This window comes from Chachezhania antarctica (assembly GCF_003646465.1).
GTDB lineage: Bacteria > Pseudomonadota > Alphaproteobacteria > Rhodobacterales > Rhodobacteraceae > Chachezhania > Chachezhania antarctica.
Genome location: NZ_QZEX01000014.1, coordinates 88,129 through 108,989, shown reverse-complemented (window position 1 = coordinate 108,989; position 20,861 = coordinate 88,129). Strand labels below are relative to the sequence as shown.

The window sequence follows — 20,861 nt, the reverse complement described above, 5'->3', positions numbered from 1 at the left end:
CGACCCTGAAATGGGCTGCGCATCATCAGACCCGACGCAACAACCCGTCAACTGACGGCCTTCCAAGCCCTTCAGGCTGCGCCAACTGCTCCATAGTCGAGAAAACAGTCAAAAATCGAGGTGCCCATAAGAACGTTCGGGCCCCACATGTAGGGCACGCCGTAGTGCACGCCGTCGACGGTGTGCCAGGGCGCGTCCTTCAGGCGCTCGTCCACTGTGCTCCACGACGGTACAAGGTCGATATTGATCGGCTGCACCCGCTTGCCTGCGATCATTCGCAGCGACGCATCGCCCGACGCGGTGACAAGATCGAAGCCGCCTTCGTTCATCAGGGCGACCATCTCGTCCGAGGTGTTGGCCGTCTTGACCGAAACCATGCAGCCGGTCGCTTCCTCGAATCCGGTGACCCAGTCGAAGCTCTGGTCGGTTTCACCGCGCTCGACGTACCCCGCCCAAGCGACGATTGACAGCTGGCCTTCGCCTTCGCCAATCTCGGTCATCTGGGCCAGGGCCGATGTCGCGACCGAGGCGGCCGTGATCGAACTCACCACGGCAGTGATGAAAGTATTCTTCATTGCGGTCTCCCTGCGGGCCGACCAGACGCATCCCTTGGCCACGCGTTAAGCATGGCCGGGACCCGCGGGCCGCCCTGGCTTGTTTGTTTGTGACCCCCGACCGTCAGATACCCGGGGCGCGGTCCGGGAGCCCTGTTGCCATGACAGGCCCGGGGTTCCTCTGCCGCACCGAAACCATGCGTCGCTGATGCTGCGCGCGCAAACTCATTATTCAGAAAGCATCATTCGGAAATTCCGATAGCTTGGGCACATCAAAGCCGCAGGTGCTTGCCGCCCTGCCCCATCCGTGCCAGCGCGATGAAATCGCGCACGGCGGGCGACAGCGGCAGCCCCCGCCGCCAGACCACGCCCACCTGCACGATCGGCAGGGCGCCCGAGACATCGCGGCTTTCAATCCTGTCCCCGTCCAGCGACCACGGCCGGTAAACCAGATCCGGCAGCAGTGTCACCCCTGCCCCAGTGGCGACAAGGCTGCGCACGGCTTCAACGCTTCGGGTCCGGAAGGCGATCTGGGGCCGCTCGCCGAAGGCCGACAGCAGCTTGACCGCCTCTTCCTCCATCTCGTCGACGTTCAGCATGATCAACGGCTCGCGCGCGACATCGTCCAGCCCAATGCTTTCGCGCACAGCCAGGGGGTGGTTAAGTGGAAGCCACAACCGGAAAGCCGAGACGTCGAGGATTTCGGATTGCAGCGCCATCCGATCGCGCAAATTGGAAATCACCATCACCGCAATGTCCAGTTCGCCACCGATCAGCAGGTGTTCAAGGTACTCGCCCGAATCTTCCAGCGCCGACACATCGACCACCGGGTTCATCCGACGGTAGCGCGCCAGCAGGTCCGACATGACATAACCCGCCATCAACGACGTGACCCCGATATTCAACCGCCCCGATGTCGTGCCCGGCGGCCGCTTGAACGCCCGCTGCGCGCCGGACACGTCGGTCAGGATCTGGGTCGCATGCCGCAGGAACTGGTGCCCGCTGTGCGTGATGTTCAGCCCCCGGGCATGGCGTTCGAACAGCGTCACACCCAAGTCGGCCTCGAGGTTCTTCAATGCCTCGGTCACGGAAGATTGTGCGATCGACAGCGACTGCGCCGCGCCGATGACGGAGCCCTTTTCGGCGACCGCCACGAAGTAACGCAACTGCTTCAGTGTGAAAGACATTGTGTGGCTCTCCTGACGTCACATTAGACGTAACGACAGTTGTGGTGACCAAACAAGCCGGCGTTGGGGACGTCGGACCCTGCCCTTTCGATTTCGGGTAGCTTGCGGCGACCATCGTCCCGCGTCTGGAGAGCTTCATCAAGTTCATTTTGGTCTCTGTCACCATGGGCTTCACGACCGAAATAGCGGGTACTATCTTCGCCAGTCAGGTGGAGGATCTTCTGGGCCTGACGATCCTGAATGAACCGCGCGTTCCAATGGCCAGGCGTCCAGGCGCTCGATCGATGCGGCGGCGGATGCGTATCCGTTTTGCAAAGTAAGCGCTGCGCCTCGCAGGTTGCACATACGTCCAATAACTTTGCCTTTTCTTCGATCGGCTGGGTGAGTATTTTGTCGGCAACCGTTCCGGATCCGTTGCCTTGGCGGTCTTAACCTGTCGTCATTTACACTTAGCGCGGCGGCTCCGAGATAGTCTGTTGGACGAGCCCGCGACATCGTCACTCGCGCAGCCCGACATCTCGATTTACCTTGTATATCATCCACAAGATGGAAGATTTTCAAGGTATGTATCCACGCCATACCAATCAGAACCTTAATGCGGCACTTGAAACCCAAGCTGCCGCAGTCCTTCTAGGCCCCCGGCAGGTTGGAAAAACCACGATTGCGCTGGAAATAGCGGCGCGACGCCCTTCCGTCTACCTTTACCTGGAGCGCGAATCCGACCGGCAGGTCCTGTCACAGCCAGACCTGTACCTCGATGAACAACTCGGTCGGCTCGTGATACTCGACGAGGTACAACAGATGCCGGGCCTGTTCAAAATCCTTCGCGGCCAGATCGATATGCGGCGCCGCAAGGGCATGCGTACCGGGCAGTTCCTGCTGCTGGGATCGGCATCGAGGGCCCTGCTGCATCAGTCGGCGGAATCCCTTGCTGGACGCGTCCGGTACATCGAAACGCCGCCGCTTTTGATCGACGAGGTAAACCCAGAGCATCTGAACCGGTTGTGGTTGCGCGGCGGGTTCCCGGATAGCTTCCAGGCCAATAACGACAGAACCAGCATGAACTGGCCTGAGGACTTCCTCCGCACCTATCTGGAGCGCGACATCCCTGCCCTTGGCCCCCGAATCCCGGCCGCCACATTGCGCCGCTTTTGGACCATGCTGGCCCATGCGCAGGGTGGTCTGCTGAACGCCGCGGCTCTGGCAGAAGGTCTCGGCGTATCAGGACAGACGATCGGGCGGTACCTCGACCTGCTGGTCGACCTGATGCTGGTTCGGCGCCTGCAGCCGTAGCACGAAAATGTCGGCAAGCGTCTCGTGAAATCACCAAAAGTCTTTGTGCGGGACAGTGGGCTGGTACACGCATTGCTGGGCCTGGCTTCAATGGAGAGCCTACTTGGGCATCCCGTGATCGGAGGAAGCTGGGAAGGATTCTGCATCGAAACCCTCATCTCCGCTGCCCCGACCGGGGACAGAGCCATATTTCTATCGCACCTCAGCCGGGGCAGATCTCGACCTTGTGCTGAGGTTGCCCGGCGGCGAGACATGGGCGATAGAAGTCAAGCGCGCGACGGCGCCAAAAGTATCCCGCGGATTTCATCTGGCGTCGGATGACATCAGCGCTGACCGGAAGATCCTCGTGTATGCCGGAGAACGGGATGTTCCCACCGCTAACGGATTGCGTGCGATGCCCTTGGCCGCCGCCGTCGGGATGTTGCGCTCCTAGTAGCAGGCCCCCCGCGTCTCGTACTGGTCGGCCCCTGCCCCACATCCTGAAGCATTGCCAACTGGCAAGAACCCGGAAATCCCTTTAATCCCAGATCCTTGCCTACCTAAAGCGGGTTCGCCTCGGCATATCTCCGGAAAAAGGCAAGAAAGGCCCTGTCGGGATCGGCAGCGGGCTCCTTTCCCGCCGCCCAGCTGCGCCACTCGCTTTCGACGAAGTAAATGTCGTAGCCAGGGTGTCGAAGCCGCGCGGTTTCATAGGTCTGGGTCTTCAGGGCAGCCCCCTGCCTGTCGAGCCAGGCGGGCCGGGGCCGCGCAGGAGCCTCTTCGGCAACGTTCTCGGTGCGCCCCTCCGCACGCGCACGCCGACCGGGCGAGGCAAACTGCATGGCTCGTTCCACCCTGCCCGTCTCTTCACCGTCCTTGCGCCACCAGCGCAGTTCCACATGGGTTACCGACCGGCCGGTCTTGATCGGCTGGATCTCGACCATGTAATCCGACAATGCCGACACCTCTGCCACCGCGGGATCGATCGCCCGCATTCGCAGGTTCGACCACGACGTCAGCTTGCCTTTGGGCACCCCCAGCACACCGCGCAGCGCGTCCAACGTGAATTTCTCCGATGACTTCCATCGGAGATTCCCGCGCTTCTGAACCATTTCGTAGAGCGTCAGTGCGTATTTCGAACTGAGCGCGAACATGACTTCCCGCTGCAGTCGCGCGAAGACGGTCGAGTTCGAGATGATCTTGCGGAGCCGCGCCGGAATTTCGTATTCGAACAAGCCGTCGGCTCGGGCCATCTCCATGTTGCCTCCGAGAAGCTGCACCCGTTCGACGGCGGGCTTGCCGTCCCACACTGCCTCGACCTTCACGATCGCAGCCATCAGCCGTTCGACGCTTTCCCCGATCCGGTCGTTGGAATTATGCGATCCGCGCAGATCCGCCTTGGCGATAACGTGGACGACCGGCTTGTCGATGGCCTCCCACGCGTTCTCCAGCAATTGGTTGTAGATCCGCCGGTCGGTCAGGGTCAGCGGCGTGACCTCGATGAGGTCCACCAGCTCTCCCGGCTTTATCAACGACTCACGGCTTGGCCGGGCGTCGACAGTCCGGTATCCTTTGGATGACTTGGCCATGGCTGCTCGGACTCATACCTTAGTTTTCTTACATTTGTAACGGTTCCGATGTAAGCTGACAAGCGCGGCACCAGAAGGCCCCGCACCCGATACGTAAGCTTTCAATCACAGGACACCGAGGTCGTCGAATCAGAGAACCCTGCTTTTTAAGGCTTTTTCGAGTCGTACGATTCGCCCTTTCAGAGCAGCCCAAAATGTAAGATTTGAGCTTCCCGGTACGTATGGCCAGCCCCCCCAATAGGTAGCGCCAGCCGTCCCGATCCGTAAGCCAAACCGTCCCAAGAAGTAGGCCGAAATTGGAGAAGCGCTCTAAAAAATTGACTGTTGGCAGGCCTGAACATTTGAATCCATGAATCCTGAACAAGAAGGTTTTTCGATTTGATGAGTTTTGGTTTTGGTCCGTGGAGCACCCGTTTTCCCGCCCGATCAGGTAATGTGCTACATTCTGGGTGAAAGAAAGGATGCGGAGTATCTGATCTTCCGAACATTACAGCCAACACAGCAATATTCCCGTCAATCAGAGCCCTGCCATGAAGGTTCGCTTTTTCGTGCCGTGGGACTCATTATTCGTACTTGAGCGGTTTCCCTACCGCGAGTACCCTCTCGGAAAAATCATGGGGCGAAAATGATCGAGCCAGAAGACTATCCCGTAACGCTTGACGAGATCGACAGCCTTGCAACCCGCGCCGATACGGTGATCGAACGCCTTCGGGAGAGGGTCTATGCGCCGGGTGCGCAGAAAACGTTAAACCTGCGCTTCAACGTCCGCACGGCGGGCGAAATGGTAGGTCGCACCGAAAAGGCGATCCGCGATGCTGAAGGCGACGGGCGTTTGCCCGAACCCCAAAAGGACCCGGCAACCGGGCGGCGCACAGGCTATAGCCTGGAAGACGTGAACCGGATGCGCGAGGTGTTCGGCACATTGCCCCGGCGCGGCCTTGACGATCCGGCAACGGTGCTGGCGGTACAGAACTTCAAAGGCGGCGTGGGCAAGTCGACACTTGTCGTCCACCTGGCACAGTTCTTGGCGCTGCGGGGCTATCGCGTTTGCGTGGTGGATTGTGACAGCCAGGGCTCCACGACCTCAATCTTCGGGTTGAACCCTGACGTGGACGTCGACGAGGACGAGGACACGCTGTACCCGTTCTTCCGTCATGGTGGGCCGTCTTCATTGCACTATGCGTTGCGGGCGACCTACTGGCCCAATATCGCGCTGATCCCAGCAAACCTGGGCCTGTACGATGCGGAATACGAATTCGCCGCGCGGATGATGAATGAAGAAGGCTTTGTTCTGGACCGCCTGCGGACGGGCATCGCCACCATTGCCGACCAGTTCGATGTGATCTTGCTGGATCCGCCACCGGCACTGGGGATGATTTCACTGTCCGTTCTGCGGGCCGCGAACGCGCTGTTGATCCCCGCGCCGCCGAACAATATCGACTTCGGATCGACCGCGCACTTCCTGAAGATGATGGGAGCCACCCTGAACGAGTTGGCCGAACACGGAGGCGCGCGCGGGTATCATTTCGTCAAAATCCTGGCGACAAAGATGAACGATCAGAAAAGCGCGCACGTTGCCATCAAGCGGGTGATGGAGGCAGTGTTCCCGCAGGACATCCTGCAATCGGTACTGAAGGACAGCGCCGAGATCGACAATGCCAGCGCCAACCTGATGAGCGTGTATGAAATCACGGGCCCTGCGACGCGCACCGAAACCCACAAGCGCTGCCGAGTCTACTTGGACGCGGTTGGCCGCGAAATCGAAACCCTGATCCGCAAGACATGGCCCAGCCATCACGCGGATCTGCGCAAGGAGGGCATCCTTTGAGCAAACGGCACGATGCAGTTTTCGACGATGTTCTGAAGGGGATCGGTGCTGCCGCCCCGGCGCGTGACCGGTCCGGCGCGCGCTTCCTGAAACGGTCGACCACGATGGCCGAGCAGGCATCGGGTCAGCGGCAGGAAAAGGTGCTGCGGCTGGTTGATCCGGCAAGCTGCGTGATGTGGGCGGGGCACAACCGCGCCTACGAGGCGCTCAGCTATGAGAACTGCAAGGAACTGATTGACGGGATCCTGAGCCAGGGACAACAGGAATTCCCGGCCATTGTCAGGCGGCTTCCGGCGGGTCAGGTGGCCGACTACGAGGTGATCTGCGGCGCACGGCGGCACTTCGCGATCTCTTGGCTGCGTGCGAACAACTATCCGAAGTTCCAGTACCTGATCGAAGAGCGCGAGCTGACGGACGAGGAGGCGTTTCGACTTGCCGACATCGAGAACCGCGACCGCGAGGATATCTCGGATCTGGAGCGCGCACGCGATTATGCCCGCGCAGTGGCTGAATACTATGGCGGCAAGCAAAGCCTGATGGCCGAGCGGCTGCAGGTGTCGCAAGGGTGGCTGTCACGCTACCTCCAACTGGCGCGGCTGGACCCGCGCATCGTATCGGCGTTTCCGTCGGTTCGTGACGTGAAAGAGCTTCATGCGCGGCAGCTGAAGCCTCTCCTTGCTGATGCGCCCGGGCGCGAGGCGATCCTGGCCGAAGCCGACAGGCTAGCAGCGGAGCAGTCGGCAGGGCAGGGGGTGCAGGCCCCAAAAGTGATCGCACGCCTGAAATCTGCCGCGAAACCGCCCAAGGAGCGCCGTGCCGCAGACGCCGTGTACGGGCAGCAGGTACAGTTGCGGCGCAAGGGAGCGCGCCTGTCGCTGGAGTTCCCGCGGGATCTACCCGATGAGGAATTGCGGCATGCCGTTGAAGCTTTCCTTAAGGCCCGAGCTGACAACAAATAGATATTGCCAATTGGCAAGATCCGGAAAAACCTATTTTTTTCAGTGTCTTGCTTCACTTTTTGCACCAACTATCCGGTTGCGTTCTCTACGGCCAACAAGTTGGCAAGGCTGGGATTATGCCGCGAGAAGCAATAGCGCTAATTTCTAACCATTGGGGTCTGAAAAAGTGAGATGGAATGATGTCCTGATCCCGGCGTAGGGACAACCGGTGATCTGGTTGACGGAAACCGGGAAGACGCGATCTGACGGGCCTACGACAGAAGTTACGCCGTGCTAGTGAATGTTGCCGAAGACCTGCGCTTCACGAGGGCTGGGGAGCATTTCCTAGTCTTCCTCGACCAGCCGGATGCCGACACCATCAATGCCTGCATTCCCGAAGCGTCCTGCCAAATCCTTACAAGAACGACGAAACATTAAAGTAACGAAGGCCGTATGTAGAAGTCGACCTAACTGATCCCGCAACTGCCGCCGCCGGCGGAGCTTGAGACAATCCCTGTCCTGAAGGCACTGAACCGTGCGACACGAGCGCTGGCAGATCTTAAAGGGCAGGCGTGCACGATCCCGAACCCGGGCATCCTGATAGACACGCTGGCCCTGCAGAAGGCCAAGGCGTCGTCCGAGGTGGAAAACATCGTCACCACACAGGACGAACCGTTCCAGGCCGATCTTTTTCCTGACGACCCCGGTTCGCCTGCCGCGAAGGAGGTGGCGCTCTACCGCGATGCGGTCCGGCTGGGCTTCGGCCGCTTACAGCAGACGGGCGGGTTGGTCCTGAACTCGACCCTGATCGACATCTACCGTCTGCTGAAAAACCGCAGCGACGGGTTCCGCGCGGTGCCGGGCACGGCACTGAGAAACGAGCAGACCGACGAAACCGTCTTTGTCCCGCCCCAGGGCGCACGCGAGATCGTAGACCACATGACGGCGCTCGAGAGGTTCGTGAACGATGACGGTCGGTCGGAACTGGACCCGCTCATCAAGATGGCACTGATCCACCATCAGTTTGAGAGCATCCATCCGTTCGCCGACGGCAATGGCCGGATTGGGCGGATCCTCAATGTGCTTTACCTTACGCAGAGTGGGCTTCTCGACATCCCGATCCTGTACCTGTCGCGGCATATTACGCGGAACAAGGATGCAAATTATTGGACATCGAAGGGCAATGCAGAAAGCGGCGTTTTCATGGTTCTTGGAACGTGAAAGCGCCGTTGCTGGCCCCCGATCCGGACGTGATGCGAGAATCAGGTTTGGCGGTCACCATTCATTGTGAGATGTCGAAACCCGGGCGCAGTTCGGCCGCGCATTGCCTGAGTGTCGCCAGTGTTGCCGAAAGTGCGCTGTCGGGCAGGCTGGCATGCGGTTCCGATAAGCCAAGCACCGCGCGGGCGCGGCCCGGGCCACCGACCGGCACGGCAAGCGCCGTCACCCCTGCTTCGAATTCGTCGCGGGTGATACAGTACCCGTCGGCCATCGCCTGTTGCACGGCGCGGGCGACGGCGTCCCGGTCCGACAGGGTCGCGTCGGTGTAGCGGTCCAGCGGGGCCGTCCCAAGCGCGTGCTCTGCCCAGGCAGGATCACCCCAGGCCAGCAACATCCGTCCGATCGCGGTGGGAAGCAGCGGCACCCGGCTGCCCACCGTGAACCCGAAGGTGAACCGGGAGCTTTGAAGCGTCGACTGCGCGACGTAGACGGCGTGATCCCCATCGGACATGGCCAGCGCCACGGCGAAGCCGATCTCTCCGGCGCAGATGTTCAGCAGAGGCTGCACCATCTTGCCGAAGCTGTGCCCCCGCAGGAAACTGCCGGCAAGCACAAGGACCCGCGGCGTCAAGAGGAAGCGGTTGCCCGTCTTCTCAACATAGCCGAGGTCGACCAGTGTCAGGACAAGCCGGCGGACCGTCGCCCTGTCATATCCGGTCTGCCGTGACAGGTCGGCCAGGGTCAACCCGGTGGCGGCCGCGTCGAAGGCATGCAGGACGGTCATGCCCTTCATGAAGGTCAGAGAGATATCCCGGTTCGCGGTCATCGATATCCTGTCTTGCCGACGCGTGGTGCCGTGAATGCACAAATGTCGGGCATCTTTGGCCCAGCCACGGATTTGTACGGCGAAGCGCGCGCGCTGCCTTGACTTTCCGCGGCGCAGCCGGAACTTTCAAATTATAGCACATATGTTCGATAAACGCACAAGTTTTGCAAGCGCATTTCCGGACAGCCAGAAAGGACCCTGATGTTTCGTACCCTCGCCATGACCCTGGCCGCGGCCGCGTTTGTCCCCGCCGCAGCCCAGGCCCAGAACCTTCGCTATGCCCATTTCATGTCGCCCAATTCGTGGCAGCACGAGCAGATTTTCCAGGACTGGGCCGAGGCCGTGAAAGACGCCTCGGACGGGGAAGTGACCGTGACGGTGTTCCCGGCCCAGACCCTGGGCAAGGCGCCTGCTGGCTATGACAATGCGATCAACCGCATCACCGACATCGCGTGGACCGTGCAGGGCTATACAGCCGGCCGCTTCCCGCTGAGCCAGATCATGGAGCTGCCGGGCCTGTTCGATACCGGGGCCGTCGGATCCTGCGCCTTCCAGAAACTCTACGATTCCGGGGCGCTGGACGAGGAATACGACCAGACCCATGTCCTGTTCGTGCACACCCACGATCCGGGGCACCTGCACACCGCCGGCACGCCGGTGAAGACGCTGGCCGATCTGGAAGGGCTGAAGATCCGCCGCCCGACCGCCGTGGTTGGCGACATGCTTGACCGTCTGGGGGCCGAACCTATCGGCCTGCCGGCACCGCAGACCTATGAATCGCTGCAGCGCGGCACCATCGACGGCTACATGCTGCCGTGGGAAAGCGTCGAAAGCTTCCGCCTGGAAGAACTGACCGACTATCATACCGAGTTCGGTTTCTATGCGTTGGCCTTCGTCGCGACGATGAACAAGGACGTCTACGAAAGCCTGACGCCCGAGGCGAAGGCTGCGATCGACGCGAATTCGGGCATGGACTGGGCCGTGACGGCCGGGCGTGGCTATGACGAGGCGGGCGCCAAGGTGCTGGCCGGGCTCGACCCCGAAACGGTGATCATGCTCGATCCCGAGGAGCGCGCCCGCTGGGAAGCGGCGACGGCCGAAACGACCCAGGCCTACATCAAGGAACTGGACGACAAGGGCCTGCCGGGGACCGCGACCTACGAGGCGGTCAAGGGTTATGTCAGCGAGTGCGAGGCCGAACTGGGCTGAACCGGGGCCCACATGACAGGATATCCGGCTCCGGGCATGCTGCCCGGGGCCGGTTCGTTGATGAAGATACAAGCAAGCAGGGCGGTCGCAATGGCCCCCAAGTGAGCCAGGAACATGATCCTTTCGACGATTTCGCGCCTGTCGGTCTGGGCGGAACGCGCCAGTCTGGCGATAGCCGGGGCCGCGGCCGTCTACATGATGGCCGTAATCGCGTTCAACGTTGTCACGCGCATCCTGTTCGATGCCACCGGCCGGGCCGTGAACCTGATGATCCCCGGCGCGGTCGAGCAGGCGTCCTATGCCCTGCTGATCCTCGTGATGGCGGCACTGGCCGCGTCGATGCGCGACGGCATGATCTCGGTCGATCTGTTCGTGAACCGGATGCCGGCGATCGTTCAGAAGCTGGCCGTCCGCCTGTGGTACGCGCTGGCCATGGTTCTGGCGCTGGTTCTGGCGTGGTCGTTCGGACACGAGGCGCAGATCCTTCTGAACCGTGGTGACGTGACCCAGGACCTGGTGCTGCCGCTATGGTGGTTCTATTCCGCGATCACCGTCGAATGCCTGGCGCTTGCGCTGATCTCGTTCGATCAGGCGCTGACGGCCACGCATGTCAGCGAAGGGCACCTGTCATGACGCCGCTGGTGATCGGGTACATGTCCATCGCGTTCCTCTTCGCCGCGGTGATCCTTGGCAGCCCGATCGGTCTGGCGATGATCCTGGCGGGCTTCGGCGGTTTCGCCGCCATCGTCGGCGCAGGGCCGGCGCTGAGCGTGCTGGAGACCGCGACGTTCGAGACCGCGTCGAATTATTCCTTCACGCTGGTGCCGCTGTTCCTGCTGATGGGGGCGCTGATTTCGGGCTCGGGCGTGGCGCGCGATCTGTTCGACGGGGCACAACGGCTGATGCGCGGATGGTCCGGCGGGCTGGCGGCGGCCGGGGTCGTCGCTTCGGCCGTGTTCTCGACCGTTTCGGGATCGTCGCTGGCGACCGCGTCGACCATGACCAAGGTCGCCTATCCCGAGATGGAGGCCAAGGGATACGATCCGCGGCTGGCCACCGGGTCACTGGCCGCGGGCGGCACGCTGGGCATCCTGATCCCGCCGTCCATCGCCCTGCTCCTGTACGCGCTGATCACCGAGCAATCGGTGGGAGATATGTTCCTGGCGGGCATCCTGCCCGGGGTGCTGGCCCTGGCGCTGTACCTTCTGACCATCGTCGTCATGGCGCGCATCTGGCCGGGCGATCAGAGCGCGCCGGAGGCAGAGGACGCGGGCGGCGGCGTGCTGACCACGCTCAGGCTTTTCGCGCCGGCGCTTGCGCTGTTCGGGCTGGTGATGGGCGGCATGTACGGCGGGTTCTTCACGCCGACCGAAGCCGGCGGCGCCGGTGCCGCGCTGGCCCTTGTCTTCGCGCTGGCCCGCGGCATGCGCTGGGACGGCATCAGGGCGGCGCTGGTCGAGACGGTGAAGGCCACCGGCGCGATCTTCCTGATCCTGATCGGGGCCGAGGTCTTCGGTTTTGTCCTGTCGACCAGCCAGATCACCTTCGCGATGGTCAGCTTCATCCAGGACAACGGCTTTGCCCCCTGGCAGACCATGGCACTGATCATCGTGTTCTACGTGATCCTGGGCTGCTTCATGGAAAGCCTTGCGATGATCCTGCTGACGGTGCCGATCTTCTTCCCGGTCGTGATGAACGCAGGGTTCGATCCGGTGTGGTTCGGCGTAATCGCCGTGGTCACCGTCGAACTGGGCCTGATCACGCCGCCGGTGGGCATGAACCTGTTCATGGTCAAGGGCGCGGCGCGCCATCTGCCGACCAAGACCATAATGACGGGTGTGCTGCCGTTCGTCTTCATCGACATCGTGCGGCTGGCCATCCTGCTGGCGGTTCCCGCCATCATCCTTTTCCTGCCGGGCCGTCTTTAGAACGCGCCCCAAAGCCATGATTTCCAGAGGAGAGACACCATGATCAGTCAGGACCTGAACGAACAGATCACCCGCGTGGGCCGTGGCACCGATACCGGCGAGGTTCTGCGCCGATATTGGCAGCCGGCCGCGCTGATCGACGAACTGGCCGGCAACCGCCCGGTGGTGCCCGTGCGGCTTCTGGGAGAGGATCTTGTCCTGTTCCGCGACGAACAGGGCGAACTGGGTCTGATCCAGCGCCAGTGTCCGCACCGGGGCGCCGACCTGTGTTTCGGCCGGTTGGAGGACAACGGCCTGCGCTGTCCTTTCCACGGCTGGCATTTCGACCGGTCCGGCCAGTGCGTCGAACAACCGGCCGAGCCCGAGGGCAGCCGGATGCACGAACAGATCAAGGCGCGCGCCTATCCGGTGGTCGAAAAGAACGGCATCGTGTTTGCCTACATGGGCCCGGGCGAGCCGCCGGCCTTCCCCGAATTCGACTGCTTCCGCGCCCCGGAAACCCATGTCTTCGCCTTCAAGGGCCTGTGGGAATGCAACTGGCTGCAGGCGATGGAGGTGGGCATCGATCCCGCACATGCATCGTTCCTGCACCGTTTCCTGCAGGACGAGGACCCGAACGAAAGCTATGGCAAGCAGTTCCGGGACAAGGCGGCCAATACCGAGATCCCGATGACGAAGCTGCTGCGCGACTATCCGCGCCCCGAGATCCAGGTCGAGGAGACCGATTTCGGCCTGCGCCTGACCGCGCTGCGCCACATGGAGGATGGCCGCATCCATGTCCGCGTCACCAACCAGATCTTCCCCGAGGCGATCTGCATCCCGATGTCGCGCGAGATGACGATCACCCAGTGGCACGTGCCGGTCGATGACGAAACCTGCTACTGGTATTCCATGTTCACCTCGTTCGGCGCGCCGGTGAACAAGGAGCTGATGCGCGAACAGCGCCTGAAGGAACACCGCCTGCCGGATTACGCACCGCTGAAGAACAAGTCCAACAGCTACGGATACGACCCGGAAGAGCAGGGGGTGATGACGTATACGGGCATGGGCATGGACATCAACGTCCACGACCAGTGGGCGGTGGAATCCATGGGCCGCATCCAGGATCGCACCGACGAACACCTGGGCAAGTCCGATGTCGGGATCATCCGCTATCGCCGGATGCTGCGCCGCGCGATCGACGCGGTGAAAGCCGGGGACGAGACGGCGATGCCGATGCACGGCAGTGTCGCGCTGGACAAGATCTTCGGCCCGGTGTCGACTGATGCCATCGCGCAGGACGGCGACTGGAAGGCGGCGTGGCACGACAGCGACGCCGAACGCCGCAAGGCATGCAGCTGGGACGCCACGCTTGCCGAATGAGCGGCGCATGGTCCGAGGCACAGGCGGGGGGTCACGAGGGATGGGGAGCAGGCCATGACGAAGGATGACGCGGTATCGCAAGGCCGCCTGGCCCGGGACGGGCTGCTGGATGCCGACGCGGTGGCGATGGCCCAGCAGGTCATCGACCGGGTCCGCGCGGACCGCATCGAAACGGTCCGCGTCCTGTTCGTCGATCCCCATGGCATCCTGCGCGGCAAGACCGTCACGGCGGATGCGCTGCCGTCGGTCTTTCGTTCGGGCCTGGGGGCGCCGGCCACGCTTTTGCTGAAGGACCTTTCGGGCCGGACCGTGTTCCCGGTCTGGTCGGCCGAGGCGGCGGTGGGCGCGAACCCGATGGCCGGGGCAGGGGACATGCTGATGGTCCCGGCGCCGGAAACCTTTCGCGTTCTGCCCTGGGCGCCGCATTCGGCCTGGGTCTTCTGCGATCTGGCCTTCACCAACGGCACGCTTGTGCCCTTTGCCCCCCGCCAGATCCTGCGGCGGGCGCTGGACCGGCTGTCATCGCGCGGCTGGGAGATGCATGTCGGGCTTGAGGTCGAATTCCACCTCTTCGACCTGGCCGATCCCCGGCTGGCGCACGGGGATGGCGGGATGCCGTCGGCGCCGCCCGAAACACGGCTCTTGGCCCCAGGCTACCAGTTCCTGTCGGAAACCGTCTATGATCGGCTGGAACCCGCGCTCGACACGCTGCGCCGGTCGGCGCAGGGGCTGGGGCTGCCGCTCCGGTCGGTCGAGGTCGAGATGGGACCGGGGCAGGTCGAGTTCGTGTTCGAACCGGCCGCGCCGATGGACCATGCCGACAACATGATCATGCTGCGCGCCATGGCCAAGGAAGTGGCGGCGCGGCACGGCATGCACGCAAGCTTCATGTGCCGGCCACGAATCGAGAACGGCGCCTCGGTTGGCTGGCACCTGCACCAGTCGCTGGTCGAGACAGGCAGCGGCCGGAACCTGTTCATGCCGGAGGAAGGCGAAGACCTGACTACGGTCGCGTCGGGCTGGATCGCGGGCCTCCTGGCCCATGCCGAGGAAAGTTGTCTTCTGACAACGCCCACCGTCAACGGCTACAAACGGTATCAGCCGTTCCAGCTGGCCCCCGACCGCATCCAGTGGGGCCGCGACAATCGCGGTGCCATGGTCCGCGGGCTGATGACACCGGGCGATAAGGCTTCGAGAATCGAAAACCGTGTCGCCGAACCTGCGGCAAACCCGTATTTCGTGTTCGCCGCACAGATCCTTTCCGGGCTGTCCGGGGTCGAGTCCCGGGCCAAGGCGCCGCCGCCGGTGGTGACACCCTACGATGCGGACGCGCCGGGCCTGCCGAAAAGCCTGATCGCCGCGATCGAGGCGTTCGAACACGGCACGCTTTACGCCGACACGCTGGGCGACGATTTCCGCGGCTACATCGCCACCCTGAAGCGGGCGGAATGGAACCGGTACCTGATGACGGTTTCGGAATGGGAACACCGCGAATATTTCGGGGTCCTGTGATGGCGCGCCGCCTTTTGCCCTGCCAACCTTTTGCATCCGGGCGCGCGGGCCCGTGATCCTGTCTGTGGATATCGGTTCCGCATTCGTCGACCTCGTGCTGTGGGACGGGCAGGCGGCCCGTGTCGCGAAGGTGCCGGGCGCCGCCGATCCGCATGACGCGCTGGTGACGGGAATGGACCTGCTGGGGATCTCTCCGGTCGATGTGGACGAACTGCGGCTGGCCAGCACCCGGCCGTTGAACGCGCTTCTTGCCCGGCGCCCGGCGCGGGTTGCGCTGGTCACCACCCAAGGCTTCACCGACACGCTCGCGCTTGGACGCCAGAACCGCGTTGCCCTTTACGATCCGGTGGCCGCGTCGCCTGCGCCGAGCTTCCTGGTCGCGCCCGATGCGATCTACGGACTGCCCGGCCGTCTCGACGCGGCGGGTACGGAGCTTGGGCCGATCGACCACGCCGCGCTCGATGCGATTGTCGCGCAGCTGCGCGCGACCGGGGCCGAGGCGGTGGCCGTCTGTCTTCTGTTTGCCCATGTCTCGCCCGCGCATGAACGCATCGTGGCCGACAGGCTACGTGACGCGCTGCCCGGCGTGGCGATCAGCCTGTCGCACGACGTAGACCCCGCACCGCGTGAATACGAGCGCACGGTTTCGACGGTGCTCGATGCCTGGCTGAAGGCGGTGGTCGCGCCGGATCTGGCGCGCGTATCGGCGCGGCTGGCCGCGTCCGGGTTCACGGGTCGTGTCCTGTTTGCCGACAACCGGGGCACCCTTTGCAACGAGGCCAGCGCCCTCGCCCGCCCGGCGCGCGTGCTGGCCGGTGGCCCGGCGGCGGCCGGGGTGGCGGCAGCAGCCGTCGCGGGGGGCGAGGCGCTGGTCTTCGATACCGGATCGGTCAGCACGGATCTGGCGCTGGTCGGCGCGGACGGGCCGCGCATGGTCGACAGCGCGCAATTCGCCGGTGTGCTTCTGCGGCAGGAGTTGGCCGACATGGCCAGTGTCGCGCTGGGTGCCTCGCAGGGGCTGGCCCGGCGCGGCGACGATATCGTACTGGCTGCCGACGGCCCGGCGCGGGTCGAGGACGCATTGTCGGTCTTGGGCCGGTTACCGATCCCGACTGGCGGCGCGGCCGACCGGATCGCGCTGCTGGCGCCGGGGGCCGATCTGCGCTGTACCGCCGCGAAGGCGATTGCCGCGGTCGAGGTGGCGCTGGCGGCCGAGCTGACCAGCTTTGCGGCCCGCCGCAATGTCGATCCGACGCGCGCGGCGCTGGTCGCGATGGGCGGGCTTGGCCCGCTGCTGGCCGCAGGCGTGGCCGTGGCTATGGGCGCCGGACGCGTTCTGCTGCCCGCGGCGCCGGCCGTGGGCGGGGCGATTGGCATCGCGCTGTCGCGCGGCCGCACCGAGGCCCAGATCGCCCTGGATTGCGCGCTGCCCGACATCGATCCGGCGCAGCTTGCAACGTGGATCGACGGGTTGCGGGCCGATCTGGGGCCCGATCTGGCGGAAGGGCCGGGGGGCGATCCGACATGTGTCGTGATCCTTTCGGCCCGGCGACAGATGCATCCGGTCAGGCTGGCCCTGCCCGGCCTTCCCCGGACCGGGGCCGAGATCGCAGAGGCCTTAATCGAACACTATCGCGCCCGCTTCGGTGTGGGGCTGCCGGGGGCGGGGCACCTGCACGCGCTGGCCCTGATGCGGGACGATGCCGGCGACGGCTGCCTTCCCGTCCCGACGGTCACCGCCACCGGCGGCAGCGCCGGGACAATGGCCGAAACGCCCGCCGGACATGTCTGGGTGCCGCCCGGCTGGCACCTTGCCCCGCAGGGCGCCGGGCTTGTGCTAGAGCCCGTGACCGAACCGAAGGACGCGTCCCGATGACAGATCTGCGGATTCTCCAGATGCGGCTCGACGGTCTGGCCGAGACCATGCAGCAGACCTTGTTCCACACCGCCGTATCGCCGGTGGTGCGGGAAGGGGCCGATTGCTCCTGCGCGCTTTTCACGCCCGACGGGGAACTCCTTGCCCTGTCCGAGGCGATCCCGCTGCTTCTGGGGGCCCTGCCCGGCGCGGTATCGGCGATCCTTGCGGCCTATCCCGTGTCGTGCATGCGGGCGGGCGACATCTTTCTGTTCAACGATCCGTTCAGTGGCGGAACCCACCTGCCGGACATCGCGCTGGTGCAACCGGTCTTTGCCGGTGACCGGCCGGTCGCGCTGACCGCCAGTCTTCTGCATCATCAGGATGTTGGCGGTGCCCGGCCCGGATCGGTCCCGCCGGATGCGACCGAGATCTATCAGGAGGGCCTAAGGATTCCCGCCATCCGCGCCGGGACCAGCGAAGGGTTCCTGCCCGAGATCGCGGGCATGATCCGCCTCGCCTCGCGGGTGCCCGACATCGTGATGGCCGATCTGGAAGCCCAGCTTGCCGCCAGTCGCAATGCCTGCGGCGGGATCGTCCGGATCTGCGGCGATCTGGGCACCGACGCCTTTCTTGCCGCGACCGCGGCCTGCCTTGCACGGACCGAAGCCGAGGTGCTGGACCGGCTTGCCGCGTTGCCCTCCGGCCCGTTTGACGGGCGCGATGCGCTCGACCCCGTGCCGGGTTTGGGACCGTGCGAGGTACAGGTGCGGCTGGGCTTTGCCGGCGGCCGGCTTGCGGCGGATTTCACCGGGTCGGCGCCGCAGGTCGCGGCCCCCGTCAACTGCGCGCGGTCGGGACCGCTGTCGGCCGTGCTCTATGCACTGCTGACGCTGGTGGGCGACGACGTGTTCCGCAACGGGGGCCTGTTGCGCTGCATCGACCTGACCCTCCCCGAGGCGAGCATCGTGAATGCGTCGCCTCCGGCGGCGGTGAACGCGCGGACCAACATGGTGCGCTGCATCTGTTCGGCGGTGTTGCGTGCCGTTTCGCAGGCCGCGCCCGCCCGGATGCCGGCGGCCAATTCCGGCATGTCCTTTGTCATCGCCTTTTCGGGCCGGTACCCCGATGGCCAGCCCTTCCTGTCGACCGAGATCATAGCCGGCGGCGCCGGCGGCGGGCCCGATCGCGACGGGGCGCCGGGGATTTCGACCGATGTCGGCAATGCCCGCAACATGCCTGCTGAAGCTTTGGAGGCGGTGGCCCCGATCCGGGTCGTTTCGGCGGGCATCCGGCGTGGATCGGGCGGGGAGGGGCGGTTCCGTGGCGGCGACGGCATCATCCGTGTCTACGAGGCGCTGGCCGACGGGATATCGGTTTCGGTGCGCGGCGACCGCTTCACGCAGGTTCCCGACGGCGCGCATGGCGGCGGTGCGCCGCGCCCGGCGGCTGTAACCATGCTGCGGGCCGATGGTACGCGCGAAGACCTGCCCGCGCGTTCGGCCCCAAGGTTGGACCGCGGCGACCGGCTGGTCATCGAAAGTTGCGGCGGCGCGGGATACCGCACGCCACCGGGTTGACCGGCGAACGCGGCCTACGTGTCGGTGGCCTGGCGGCCCAGCCGCTTGCGCAGGCCCGGCAGGAAGACCGAGCCCAGGAACAGCAGGCTGAGCGCAAGGAAGATCGCGCTGATCGGGCGTTCGAAGAACACCAGCAGATCGCCTTTCGACAGAAGCATCGCGCGGCGGAAATGTTCCTCCAGCAGCGGGCCAAGGATGAAGCCCAGCAGCACCGGCGTGGCGGGAAAGCCCCAGCGCCGCATCAGCACGCCGACCAGCCCGAAACCCAGGACGACGTAGATGTCGAAGACATTGTTGTCGGCCGAGTAGACCCCGAGGCAGATGAAGATCAGGATCCCGGGATAGAGCAGGTGATAGGGGATCGACAGCAGCTTCACCCATAGCCCGATCAACGGGATATTGAGGATCAGGAGCAGGATGTTCCCGACCCAGAAGCTCATGATCAGGCCCCAGAACATCTCGGGTTCGTTGGTGATCAGGTTCGGCCCGGGTTGGATGCCGTGCAGGATCATCGCGCCCATCAGCACCGCGACCACCGCATCGCCGGGGATGCCCAGTGAAAGGGTGGGGATGAACGCGGCCTGAACACTGGCGTTATTCGCAGCTTCGGGGGCGGACAGTCCTTCCAGCGCGCCATGGCCGAAGCGTTCGGGTGTTTTCGACAGCCGTTTCTCGGTAGCATAGGCCATCAGCGTGGCGATACCCGGGCCGGTGCCCGGCAGGGCCCCGACGAACGAGCCGATGACCGAACCGCGCAATGTGGGCGCCCAGATGCGTTTCCATTCGCCCCTGGCCGGCAGCATGTCCCGGAAGCGGATCCGCCCGACCGAATGCACGGTGCCCGGCGGCTGGCCGATGTTCGAGATGATCTCGGCCACGCCGAACAGCCCCATGGCCAGTGCAACAAGGCTGAACCCGTCGGCCAGCGCGTACTGACCGAAGGTGAAGCGGAACTGCCCGGTGTTGATATCGGTGCCCACCTGACCCAACGCCAGACCGAAGACGACCATGGCCAGCGCCTTCCAGGCCGATCCGGATGTCATGGTCGATGCCGCGACCAGCCCGAGCAGGATGACCGAGAAATACTCGGCCGAGCCGAAGCTCAGCGCGAATTCGGCAATCACCGGGGCGAAACCCATGACCAGCACGATTGCGAAGGTCGACCCGATGAAGCTGTTGATCGCGGTGACGAAAAGCGCCAGCGGCGCACGTCCCTGCTTGGCCAGGGGATTGCCGTCAAGGCAGGTGATCGCCGCGGTGGCGGTGCCCGGGAGGTTCAGCAAGATCGACGATGTCGAGCCGCCGTACTGGGCGCCGTAGAAGATCCCGGCCAGCATGATGAGCGCCACGGTCGGATCGAGGTAGTAGGTCAATGGCAGTGCCAGTGAAATCGCGGCCAGCGCGCCGATCCCGGGCAGCACGCCCACGACCGTTCCGACGGTCACGCCGATGAAGCAGAACATCAGGGCCTGCCAGCTGAGTGCAGTCTGCAGGCCCAAGGTGATGCCGGACAGAAGATCCATCATCAGGCTCCGAAAGGTTCGATCGGCAGGCCGAGAAGCCAGATGAACAGCACGATGCCGAAGGCCGACATGAACACGCCCACCAGCGCGACCGTCAGCCAGTTCCTGCGCGGTTCCCCCAGGGCGGCGATGGCCACCAGCGCAAGCGCGGCGGGAACGAAGCCCAGCCGTTCCAGCAAAAGTGCGAACACGATGATCGCGGCGCTTGTGGCGATGACCGGGCGCATGGACACGCGGCCGGCATCGGCGCCTTCGTCATCGGGGGGGACGGGGCCGCCGTCACGGCGCCAGTCTTCGACCATCGTCGCAAGGGCAAGGCCGGCCAGCAGGATCGCGATCACGAGCGGGAAGAACCCGGGCCCCGGCCGCAGCAGCGATCCCAGCGGATAGCCGGCGGCGATCACCGCCATCGCCAGCGCGAAGACGAAGAGCGTGGCCCCTGGCAACAGGCTTTTCACCGATGTCATGCTTGTGGTC

The 20,861-nt window shown here is 64.2% G+C and carries 16 protein-coding genes and 1 pseudogene; 11 read left to right on the top strand and 6 right to left on the bottom strand.

Annotated elements, in window-relative coordinates; genetic code table 11:
• Positions 1 to 71 precede the first annotated feature (71 nt).
• Together D4754_RS20860 and D4754_RS20855 are read right to left on the bottom strand one after the other, a co-directional pair.
• Positions 72 to 575: a type 2 periplasmic-binding domain-containing protein gene (locus tag D4754_RS20860; protein ID WP_240453962.1), complete on the bottom strand. Its 504-nt coding sequence runs from the start codon at positions 573 to 575 to the stop codon at positions 72 to 74.
• A gap of 251 nt (positions 576 to 826) precedes the next feature.
• Positions 827 to 1,741, bottom strand: a complete 915-nt coding sequence (locus D4754_RS20855) for a LysR family transcriptional regulator (RefSeq protein WP_121067622.1) — start codon at positions 1,739 to 1,741, stop codon at positions 827 to 829.
• A gap of 546 nt (positions 1,742 to 2,287) precedes the next feature.
• Between D4754_RS20855 and D4754_RS24635 the strand changes: the two are divergent.
• Positions 2,288 to 3,355 (top strand): annotated as a pseudogene (locus D4754_RS24635) (ATP-binding protein).
• A 218-nt stretch (positions 3,356 to 3,573) separates the two neighbouring features.
• Here D4754_RS24635 and D4754_RS20845 read toward each other — a convergent pair.
• Entirely contained in the window at positions 3,574 to 4,524 is a 951-nt protein-coding gene (locus D4754_RS20845) for a replication initiation protein (protein WP_240453961.1), read from the bottom strand.
• A gap of 703 nt (positions 4,525 to 5,227) precedes the next feature.
• On the opposite strand from D4754_RS20845, the gene D4754_RS20840 reads away from it, so the two are divergent.
• The 3 genes from D4754_RS20840 (at position 5,228) to D4754_RS24475 (ending at position 8,589) form a co-directional block, all read left to right on the top strand.
• Positions 5,228 to 6,430 carry an AAA family ATPase gene (locus D4754_RS20840; RefSeq protein ID WP_121067616.1) on the top strand — a complete coding sequence of 401 codons (1,203 nt, stop codon included), beginning with the start codon at positions 5,228 to 5,230 and terminating at the stop codon, positions 6,428 to 6,430.
• Positions 6,427 to 7,389, top strand: a complete 963-nt coding sequence (locus tag D4754_RS20835) for a ParB/RepB/Spo0J family partition protein (RefSeq protein WP_121067613.1) — start codon at positions 6,427 to 6,429, stop codon at positions 7,387 to 7,389. The genes D4754_RS20840 and D4754_RS20835 overlap by 4 nt, the downstream gene beginning before the upstream one ends.
• A 450-nt stretch (positions 7,390 to 7,839) precedes the next feature.
• Entirely contained in the window at positions 7,840 to 8,589 is a 750-nt protein-coding gene (locus D4754_RS24475; protein WP_338031162.1) for a Fic family protein, read from the top strand.
• Between the two features lie 61 nt (positions 8,590 to 8,650).
• On the opposite strand, the gene D4754_RS20820 is transcribed toward D4754_RS24475, so the two are convergent.
• Positions 8,651 to 9,415 carry an IclR family transcriptional regulator domain-containing protein gene (locus D4754_RS20820; protein WP_121067610.1) on the bottom strand — a complete coding sequence of 255 codons (765 nt, stop codon included), beginning with the start codon at positions 9,413 to 9,415 and terminating at the stop codon, positions 8,651 to 8,653.
• A 201-nt stretch (positions 9,416 to 9,616) separates the two neighbouring features.
• Between D4754_RS20820 and D4754_RS20815 the strand changes: the two genes are divergently transcribed.
• The 7 genes from D4754_RS20815 (at position 9,617) to D4754_RS20785 (ending at position 18,861) form a co-directional block, all read left to right on the top strand.
• A complete protein-coding gene (locus D4754_RS20815; RefSeq protein WP_121067607.1) occupies positions 9,617 to 10,624 on the top strand; it encodes a TRAP transporter substrate-binding protein in 1,008 nt (335 codons plus the stop codon).
• A 114-nt stretch (positions 10,625 to 10,738) separates the two neighbouring features.
• Positions 10,739 to 11,257, top strand: coding sequence for a TRAP transporter small permease (locus D4754_RS20810; protein WP_121067604.1), 519 nt, complete (start codon positions 10,739 to 10,741; stop codon positions 11,255 to 11,257).
• The gene (locus D4754_RS20805) at positions 11,254 to 12,552 is read left to right on the top strand and encodes a TRAP transporter large permease (RefSeq protein ID WP_121067601.1); all 1,299 of its coding nucleotides are present in this window, start codon (positions 11,254 to 11,256) and stop codon (positions 12,550 to 12,552) included. The genes D4754_RS20810 and D4754_RS20805 overlap by 4 nt, the downstream gene beginning before the upstream one ends.
• A gap of 39 nt (positions 12,553 to 12,591) precedes the next feature.
• Positions 12,592 to 13,914, top strand: a complete 1,323-nt coding sequence (locus D4754_RS20800; RefSeq protein ID WP_121067598.1) for an aromatic ring-hydroxylating dioxygenase subunit alpha — start codon at positions 12,592 to 12,594, stop codon at positions 13,912 to 13,914.
• Positions 13,915 to 13,968: 54 nt separating this feature from the next.
• A complete protein-coding gene (locus tag D4754_RS20795; RefSeq protein ID WP_121067595.1) occupies positions 13,969 to 15,426 on the top strand; it encodes a glutamine synthetase family protein in 1,458 nt (485 codons plus the stop codon).
• Between the two features lie 52 nt (positions 15,427 to 15,478).
• Positions 15,479 to 17,302, top strand: coding sequence for a hydantoinase/oxoprolinase N-terminal domain-containing protein (locus D4754_RS20790; protein WP_121067592.1), 1,824 nt, complete (start codon positions 15,479 to 15,481; stop codon positions 17,300 to 17,302).
• A complete protein-coding gene (locus D4754_RS20785) occupies positions 17,299 to 18,861 on the top strand; it encodes a hydantoinase B/oxoprolinase family protein (RefSeq protein WP_163026012.1) in 1,563 nt (520 codons plus the stop codon). The genes D4754_RS20790 and D4754_RS20785 overlap by 4 nt, the downstream gene beginning before the upstream one ends.
• A 14-nt stretch (positions 18,862 to 18,875) precedes the next feature.
• Here the strand turns inward: D4754_RS20785 and D4754_RS20780 are convergent, their stop codons facing one another.
• Entirely contained in the window at positions 18,876 to 20,384 is a 1,509-nt protein-coding gene (locus tag D4754_RS20780; protein WP_121067586.1) for a tripartite tricarboxylate transporter permease, read from the bottom strand.
• A 2-nt stretch (positions 20,385 to 20,386) separates the two neighbouring features.
• Positions 20,387 to 20,851, bottom strand: a complete 465-nt coding sequence (locus D4754_RS20775; protein WP_121067583.1) for a tripartite tricarboxylate transporter TctB family protein — start codon at positions 20,849 to 20,851, stop codon at positions 20,387 to 20,389.
• Positions 20,852 to 20,861: the final 10 nt, after the last annotated feature.